We start from the raw sequence: 7,629 nt of genomic DNA on the forward strand, positions 1-7,629 counted from the left end.
GACCCCACCCGCCGGTCCTGCTCGTCGGCTCCTCTCGTCGGCGCCCTCGCCCGCTCCTCTCGTCGGCGCCCGGGACATTTGTCACCGTCAGGTCCGTACGCGGGCGCCTGTCGGGGCGCTCCCCCGCTCCGTAGCGTCGTTGTCATGAAGACGGACCCCAGGCAGGACCCCGCAACCGGCCCCACGACCGGCCTCGCGACCAGGCCGACGGCCCGGCCCGCGACCGGCCCCACCGCCACTCCCGGCGACGCCCCCACCGCCACTCCCGCCGACGCCCCCGCCGTCGACTTCCGGGCCGCGACCAAGACCTTCGGTGCCGTCCGTGCCGTCGACGGGCTCGACCTCTCCGTCCGGCGCGGCGAGACGGTGGCGCTGCTCGGCCGCAACGGCGCCGGGAAGTCCACCGCCATCAACCTCCTCCTCGGCCTGGACGAGGCCGACAGCGGGCGGGTCGAGCTGTTCGGCGGCGCCCCCGGCACCGCCGTGGCGGCCGGCCGGGTCGGCGCGATGCTCCAGGAAGGCCGTCCGGTCCCCCGGGTCACCGTCCGGGAGCTGGTCTCCTTCGTCGCCCGCACCTACCCGGCGCCGATGCCGGTCGCCGACGCCCTGGCGCTCGCCGGGCTCACCGACCTCGCGGACCGCAGGGCCGACCGGCTCTCCGGCGGCCAGGCCCAGCGGGTCCGGTTCGCCGTCGCGCTGGTGGGGAACCCGGAGCTGATCGTGCTCGACGAGCCGACGGCCGCCCTCGACGTGGAGGCCAGAGAGCAGTTCTGGGCCTCCATGCGCGGCTACGCGCGCCGGGGCAACACCGTTCTGTTCTCCACCCACTACCTGGAGGAGGCCGACGCCCACGCCGACCGGATCGTGGTCGTCGACTCCGGGCGGCTGCTCGCCTCGGGCACCAGCGAGGAGCTGAAGCGGGCGGCGGGCGGCAGCCTGGTCTCCTTCGACCTCGGCGGCGGCCCCACCGACTGGCTCTCCGGACTGCCCGGAGTCACCGCGTACGAGGTCAGGGGCGACCGCGCCCGGCTGCGCACCGGCGACTCCGACGGCACGGTCCGCGCCCTCGCCGAGCGGGACGCGATACGGGCCCTGGAGGTCGCCCCGATCTCCCTGAACGACGCCTTCCTGACCCTCACCCGGCAGCCGGAGGGGCCGGGGGCCGCCACCCGGCGGGCCACCCCCGGACCGTCCGCCGCCCCGACCCTGGAGACACCCCGATGATCACCGCGTATGTACGTCTCGAAGTGCGCCGCACCCTGCGCGACACCGGATTCGTGATCTCCACGGTCGGCGTGCCCGTGATGATGTACCTCCTCTTCACCAACCTCGGCACCGACGACGACACCTTCAAGAAGGCCGCGATGATCGGCATGGCCGCGTACGGGGCGCTCGGCGCCGCCCTGTCGCTCGGCACGGGGGTCGCCGAGGACAAGTCGACCGGCTGGCTGCGGCAGCTGCGGATCACCCCGATGACACCCCGGCAGGTCGTCACGGGCCGCGCCCTGACCGGCTCGGTGGTCGTCCTCCCCGGCATCCTGGGCGTCCTCCTCGCGGGCGGACTGGCCAACGGGGTGCGGATGGAGCCCTGGCAGTGGGCGGTCACCGCGCTCACCCTCTGGCTCGGCTCGCTCCCCTTCACCCTCCTGGGTCTCGGCAACGGCTACCGGTTCAGCGCCCAGACCACCGGCACCGTCAATCTCGCCGTCAACCTGGGCCTGGCCGTCGTCGGCGGCCTCTGGTTCCCCGTCACCCTCTTCCCCGGCTGGCTCCGCTCGCTCTCCGAACTGACGCCGACGAACCGCTTCGCCGAGCTGGGCGTATCGGTGGCGGACGGCACGCTGCCGGGTGTGACCACCCTGACGCTGCTTGCGGGCTGGGCCCTCCTGTTCGGCGCCTACGCGGCGGCCTCGTACCGCCGCTCGGCGAGAACGGTGTAGGACATGTTCATGAAGGTCAGCAGCAGACAGCGCGTCCTGACGGCACGGCAGAGGCGGCGGAGGCGGCGCGCGGAGCGCGGTCCGAGCGGGCTCAGCCTGCTGCCGTGGCTCCTGATGGGGCTCGGCGCCCTGTCCCACCTGATCAGCGGGGACGCCCCGAACCCCTGGGTCGGCGGCCTGGGTCTGCTCGCCTTCAACTCCCTGTACATCGCGATCGTCTTCCGCGCCTTCGACGAACGGGCCCGCGAGTCCAGGACCACCTGGGTCCTCCTCGGCCTGCTCGGGGCCGTGACCTTCGGGCTCGCCATCGCCTACGGGCGCGAGTGGCTGCTGCTCTTCCCACTCCTCGGTCTCGCGCTCGGCTCGGTGGTGCGGCGCGGGAGGAACCTCGTCCGGATCACCGTGCCGCTGGTCGTCGCGGTCGGCGTGGTGACCATCTGGAAGGACACCTGGGACTCCTTCGGCATCGTCTACGGCACCTTCGTCTCCACCCTGGTGACGGCGGCGATCCTCGCCCTGGACGAGACGGTCCGGAAGCTGCGGGCCACCCAGGAGGAGCTGGCCAGGTCGGCGGTCGAGAAGGAACGGCTGCGGTTCTCCCGGGACCTGCACGATCTGCTCGGCCACACGCTCTCCGTGATCGTGGTCAAGTCGGAGGTGGTCCGCAGACTGGCGCCGCGCGATCTCGACGCGGCCCTGGCGCAGGTCGCGGACATCGAGTCCGTCGGCCGGCAGGCGCTCACCGAGATCCGCGAGGCCGTCACCGGCTACCGGGAGGGAAGCCTCGCCACCGAGCTGGACCGGGCGCGCGACGCGCTCTCCTCCGCGGGCATCGAGCCGGTCGTACGCCGCTCGGGTCCGCTCCTCGAACCGGCCACGGAAGCCCTGCTGAGCTGGGTGGTGCGGGAGTCCGCCACGAACGCGGTACGGCACAGCGGCGCCACCCGCTGCGAGATCTCCGTCGACGGCACCGTCGACCGGGTGCGTCTCACCGTCGCCGACGACGGGCGCGGCCCGGCCCCGGGGCCGCCGGGCAGCGGGCTGCGGGGGCTGCGCGAGCGGCTGGCGGCGGCAGGCGGCACTCTTGACTCGGGACCGGGCCCCGAGGGCGGGTTCCGAGTCACCGCGGAGCTGCCCGTGGAGACCTCCGACCCGTACGAGGGGGAGCAGAGGAAATGATCAGAGTCCTGCTGGCCGAGGACCAGGGCATGATGCGCGGGGCGCTCGCCCTGCTGCTCGGCATGGAACCGGACATCGAGGTCGTGGCCCAGGTCGAGCGGGGGGACGCGATCATCGACGCGGCACTGGCGTCCCGGCCCGACGTGGCTCTCCTCGACATCGAACTCCCGGGCCGTTCGGGCCTGGACGCGGCGGCGGAGCTGCGGAGCCAGGCCCCGGAGTGCCGGGTCCTGATCCTGACGACCTTCGGCCGCCCCGGCTACCTCCGGCGGGCGATGGAGGCGGGGGCGACGGGTTTCCTGGTGAAGGACGGCCCCGTGGAGGAGCTGGCCGAGGCGATCCGCCGGGTCCTGCGCGGCGAGACGGTCATCGATCCGGCCCTCGCGGCAGCGGCGCTCAGCGCGGGCCCGAACCCCCTGACGGCCCGTGAACGCGACGCACTGGCCGCCTCGGTGGACGGCGCGACGATCGCGGACATCGCGGCGACCCTGCACCTGTCGGAGTCGACGGTCCGCAACTACCTGTCCTCGGCCATCGGCAAGACGGGCACCCGCAACCGCATGGAGGCGGTGCGGGCGGCTCGACAGCAGGGGTGGCTCTGAACCAAACGACCCGTCGCCGGACGGCCCACGGCCTAGCGACCCGAGGCCGCGCGGCCCGAGGTCGTGCGGCCCGGCAGCCAGAAGGACATCAGGATCGCCGCCGAGACCAGGATCGCCGTGGAGACGCGGAAGCCCGCCGCGTAACCGGGGACCAGGGAGCCGTCGAGCGGGGTGGCCGCCGCCGCGACCGTGGAGAGGGTGGCGAGACCGAGGGCGCCGCCCATCGTCCGGGAGGTGTTGACCAGGCCGGAGACGAGACCCGCGTCGGACGGGGAGGCACTGGACGTGGCGAGGGTGGCCAGCGGGGTGGTGGCCAGGCCGATGCCGGCCATCATCAGGATGCCGGGGCCCAGGATCGTACCGAGGAAGGTGCCGTCCGCCGTGAGCGTCGACTGCCAGGCGAAGCCGCCCGCCGCGAGGAGCGCGCCCGCGACCGCGAGGTTCCGCTCCCCGACCAGCGGCATCAGCCGGGGCGCCGCCTTGGAGCCCAGGACGACGCTGAGGGAGCTGGGGACCAGGGCCAGCCCCGCCTGGAGCGGGGTGTAGCCGAGGACGCTCTGCGCGTACGTGGTCATGAAGAACCACATGCCGAAGGAGCTGAAACCGCAGAGCAGGATCCCCACGTTGGCCGCCGCCACCGCACGCGTACGGAAGATCTTCAGCGGCATCAGCGGGGCCGCCGTGCGTGCCTCCACCACGAGGAAGACCACGAGCAGCAGCAGCCCGCCGAGGAGCGGAAGCAGGGTCGCGGGGGCGGTCCAGCCCTCCTGTTCGGTCTGCGCGATGCCGTAGGCGAGGGTGGCGAGCCCGGCGGTGACGAGGAGGGCGCCCGGCAGGTCGAGGCGGCGCCCGGTGCCGGTGCGGGACTCACCGAGCCAGAGCAGCGCGCCCACCAGGACCAGGGCGCCGATGGGGATGTTGATCAGGAGGACCCAGCGCCAGGAGAGCAGGTCGACGAGGAGACCTCCGACGAAGCCGCCCGCCGCGCCACCGGCCGCGCCCACCGCCGTCCAGGTGCCGATGGCCCGGGTGCGGGCGGCACCGGCGGGGACGGCGTCGGTGACCAGGGTGAGGGTGGCGGGCGCGAGGACGGCGGCGCCGAGGCCCTGCGCCGCGCGGGCGCCGATCAGATAGGGGCCCTCGGGGGCGAGTCCGCCGACGGCGGAGGCGACCGTGAAGAGGCCGAGACCGAGGAGGAACATCGTCTTCCGGCCGTAGAGGTCGGCGGCGCGTCCGCCCAGCAGCATGAACCCGGCGAAGGCGATGGCGTACGCGTTCAGGACCCACTGGAGTCCGATGGCGGAGAGCCCGAGGTCCGTCCGCATGGACGGCAGTGCCACGTTGACGACGGAGACGTCGAGGACGACGAGGAACTGGCCCGCACAGGCGATCAGGACGACCGCCCAGGAGCGGGCCCGGGGTATGGAGGGGAGGGAGGACGTGCTGGTGGCGGAGTCGGTCTGCGGCATGAGCGTCATGGTCGCAGACCCATTCCACCCCGTACATGGGGTTTCCCCGTGGGGGCCTCACCCGCTCCCGGGCGCGTACGCGGGCGGCTGGTTCAAGGACTTCACGCCCCGGCGCGCGCCACCTCTCCTCACCCCGGCGCGCGCCCCCTCCCTGCTCCTCCCTCCCCCTCCCCACTACCTCCGCTCCCCTCCTGACCCGCTCCCCCGCTACCCCCTGCGCAGCAGCGTCACCACCGCCGCCCCGCCGAGGCCGATGTTGTGGGCGAGGCCGACGCGGGCTCCCTCCACCTGGCGGGGGCCCGCCTCGCCCCGGAGTTGACGGACGAGTTCGGTGGTCTGGGCGAGGCCGGTGGCGCCCAGGGGGTGGCCCTTGGAGATGAGGCCGCCGGAGGGGTTCACCACCCAGCGCCCGCCGTACGTCGTGGCGCCGGAGGCGACGAGGGGGCCGGAGGCGCCGTCCTCGCACAGGCCGAGCGCCTCGTAGGTGAGGAGTTCGTTGATGGAGAAGCAGTCGTGGAGTTCGATCACGTCGACGTCCTCGATGCCGAGCCCGGACCGCTCGTACGCCTGGCGGGCGGCGGCCCGGGACAGGGGGCGGCCGACGGCGTCGATGCAGGAACCGGAGTCGAAGGACTCCCCCGTGTCGGTGGTCATCGCCTGCCCGGCGATCTCCACGGCCCGGTCCCGCAGCCCGTGCGCGTCGACGAAGCGTTCGGAGACGACGAGGGCGGCCGCCGCGCCGTCCGAGGTGGGCGAGCACTGGAGCCTGGTGAGCGGCCGGTGCACGGTCTTGGCGGCGAGGATCTCGTCGACGGTGTAGACGTCCCGGAACTGGGCGTCGGGGTTGTGCGCCGAGTGCCGGTGGTTCTTGGCGCCGACGGCCGCGAGCTGTGCCTCCGTGGTGCCGTACCGGTCCATGTGCTCACGGGCCGCGTTGCCGAAGATCTGCGCGGTGGGCGGGGCGGCCTCGAAGCCGTGGGCCTTGGCCATGATCCCGTAGTGGCGGGCGACGGGCGAGGTGGCGAAGTCGCCCGCGCCCGCGCCGCCGCCGAGCGAGCCCCGGCTCATCTTCTCGAAGCCGAGGGCGAGTACGCAGTCGGCGGCGCCGCCCTCGACGAACTGGCGGGCGGTCATGAGGGCGGTGGAGCCGGTGGCGCAGTTGTTGTTGAGGTTGTAGACGGGGATGCCGGTGAGGCCCAGTTCGTAGACGGCGCGCTGGCCCGCCGTGGAGGCCTGGAAGCAGTAGCCGACGGCGGCCTGTTCGACGCGCGCGTAGGGGACGCCCGCGTCGGCGAGGGCGGCGGTGCCCGCTTCCCTGGCCATGTCCCAGTACTGCCAGTCCCGGGTCTCCGGCTTCTCGAACTTCGTCATGCCGACGCCGACGACGTACGCCTTCATCGCGTGCCCTCTCAGTCCCTGGGGAGGCCGAGCAGCCGCTCGGCGACGACGTTGAGCTGTACTTGGGTGGTGCCGCCCGCGATGGTGAGGCAGCGGGACATGAGCAGTCCGTGGACGGCCCGTTCGCCGGGGCCCTCGCGCACGGCGCCTGCGGGGCCGAGGAGTTCGAGGCCGAGTTCGGCGACTTTCTGCTGGTGGAGGGTCTGGACGAGTTTGCGGACGCTGGCGCCCGCGCCGGGTTCGCTGCCGGAGACCTGGAGGAGGGTGGTGCGCAGGCCGATGCAGGCGAGGGCGTGCGCTTCGGCGAGGAGGGCCCCGATCCGTACGCGTACGGAGGCGTCGGCGGTCGCGGACTGTCCGATGAGCGCTTCGAGTCCGGTGTCGAAGGCGACCTGGTCGGCCATGTGGACGCGTTCGTTGCCGAGGGTGTGCCGGGCGACCCGCCAGCCGTCGTTCACCTCGCCGACGACGGCGTCGGCGGGGAGGAGGGCGTCGTCGAACCAGACCTCGTTGAACAGGGAGTCGCCGGTGATCTCCTTGAGGGGCCGTACGTCGATGCCGGGGGTGCCGCGCATGTCGACGAGGAAGTAGGTGAGGCCCTGGTGCCGGGGGGCGTCCGGGTCGGTGCGGGCGAGCAGGATGCCGTGGTGGGCCCCTTGGGCGGCGCTCGTCCACACCTTCTGGCCGTTGATCCGCCAGCGTCCGTCCTCGGTGCGTTCGGCGCGGGTGCGCAGGGACGCGAGGTCGGAGCCCGCGCCGGGCTCGGAGAAGAGCTGGCACCAGCGACGTTCGCCGAGCAGGGTGGGGCCGAGGTGTTCGGCCTGCTGGGCGGGGGTGCCGTGGGCGAGCAGGGAGGGCACGACCCAGGTCGCGATGCCGAGCCCGGAGAGGCTGATCCCGGCTTCGTCGAGGGCGCGTTGGACGGCGAGCTGCTGGAGGGGCCCGGCGCCGAGGCCGTACGGCGGGGGGAGGTGCGGGGCGGCGTGGCCGGTGGGGGCGAGGGCGCGGCGGGCGGCGGCCGGGTCGAGCCCGGCGGCGGGA

The 7,629-nt window shown here is 73.7% G+C and carries 7 protein-coding genes; 4 read left to right on the forward strand and 3 right to left on the reverse strand.

Going from position 1 to position 7,629, the window contains the following annotated elements; all coding sequences use genetic code 11:
• Positions 1-144 precede the first annotated feature (144 nt).
• From BU197_RS21295 to BU197_RS21310, 4 genes are read left to right on the forward strand one after another with little or no spacing between them, the layout of a single operon-like run.
• The gene (locus BU197_RS21295; RefSeq protein WP_188269899.1) at positions 145-1,224 is read left to right on the forward strand and encodes an ABC transporter ATP-binding protein; all 1,080 of its coding nucleotides are present in this window, start codon (positions 145-147) and stop codon (positions 1,222-1,224) included.
• Positions 1,221-1,940 carry an ABC transporter permease gene (locus BU197_RS21300; protein ID WP_188269900.1) on the forward strand — a complete coding sequence of 240 codons (720 nt, stop codon included), beginning with the start codon at positions 1,221-1,223 and terminating at the stop codon, positions 1,938-1,940. The genes BU197_RS21295 and BU197_RS21300 overlap by 4 nt, the downstream gene beginning before the upstream one ends.
• Before the next feature lie 3 nt (positions 1,941-1,943).
• Positions 1,944-3,119 carry a histidine kinase gene (locus BU197_RS21305; RefSeq protein ID WP_188269901.1) on the forward strand — a complete coding sequence of 392 codons (1,176 nt, stop codon included), beginning with the start codon at positions 1,944-1,946 and terminating at the stop codon, positions 3,117-3,119.
• The gene (locus BU197_RS21310) at positions 3,116-3,721 is read left to right on the forward strand and encodes a response regulator transcription factor (protein WP_188269902.1); all 606 of its coding nucleotides are present in this window, start codon (positions 3,116-3,118) and stop codon (positions 3,719-3,721) included. Before BU197_RS21305 ends, BU197_RS21310 begins: the two co-directional genes overlap by 4 nt.
• A 32-nt stretch (positions 3,722-3,753) precedes the next feature.
• Here BU197_RS21310 and BU197_RS21315 read toward each other — a convergent pair whose 3' ends face one another.
• The 3 genes from BU197_RS21315 to BU197_RS21325 form a co-directional block, all read right to left on the reverse strand.
• Positions 3,754-5,199: a DHA2 family efflux MFS transporter permease subunit gene (locus BU197_RS21315; protein WP_188269903.1), complete on the reverse strand. Its 1,446-nt coding sequence runs from the start codon at positions 5,197-5,199 to the stop codon at positions 3,754-3,756.
• 198 nt (positions 5,200-5,397) lie between these two features.
• Entirely contained in the window at positions 5,398-6,588 is a 1,191-nt protein-coding gene (locus BU197_RS21320) for a lipid-transfer protein (protein ID WP_188269904.1), read from the reverse strand.
• Positions 6,589-6,599: 11 nt separating this feature from the next.
• On the reverse strand, positions 6,600-7,629 hold a 1,030-nt coding region (locus BU197_RS21325), incomplete at its 5' end, for an acyl-CoA dehydrogenase family protein (RefSeq protein WP_188269905.1).

The sequence above is a fragment of the Streptomyces sp. CBMA291 genome (assembly GCF_014596525.1).
Lineage (GTDB): Bacteria > Actinomycetota > Actinomycetes > Streptomycetales > Streptomycetaceae > Streptomyces.

What these genes read in the sequence shown, in the direction of transcription:
- BU197_RS21315 (WP_188269903.1), bottom strand. Translation starts at nt 5,199, where the DNA reads ATGACGCTCATGCCGCAGACCGACTCCGCCACCAGCACGTCCTCCCTC.
- BU197_RS21320 (WP_188269904.1), bottom strand. Translation starts at nt 6,588, where the DNA reads ATGAAGGCGTACGTCGTCGGCGTCGGCATGACGAAGTTCGAGAAGCCG.
- BU197_RS21310 (WP_188269902.1), top strand. Translation starts at nt 3,116, where the DNA reads ATGATCAGAGTCCTGCTGGCCGAGGACCAGGGCATGATGCGCGGGGCG.
- BU197_RS21300 (WP_188269900.1), top strand. Translation starts at nt 1,221, where the DNA reads ATGATCACCGCGTATGTACGTCTCGAAGTGCGCCGCACCCTGCGCGAC.
- BU197_RS21305 (WP_188269901.1), top strand. Translation starts at nt 1,944, where the DNA reads ATGTTCATGAAGGTCAGCAGCAGACAGCGCGTCCTGACGGCACGGCAG.
- BU197_RS21295 (WP_188269899.1), top strand. Translation starts at nt 145, where the DNA reads ATGAAGACGGACCCCAGGCAGGACCCCGCAACCGGCCCCACGACCGGC.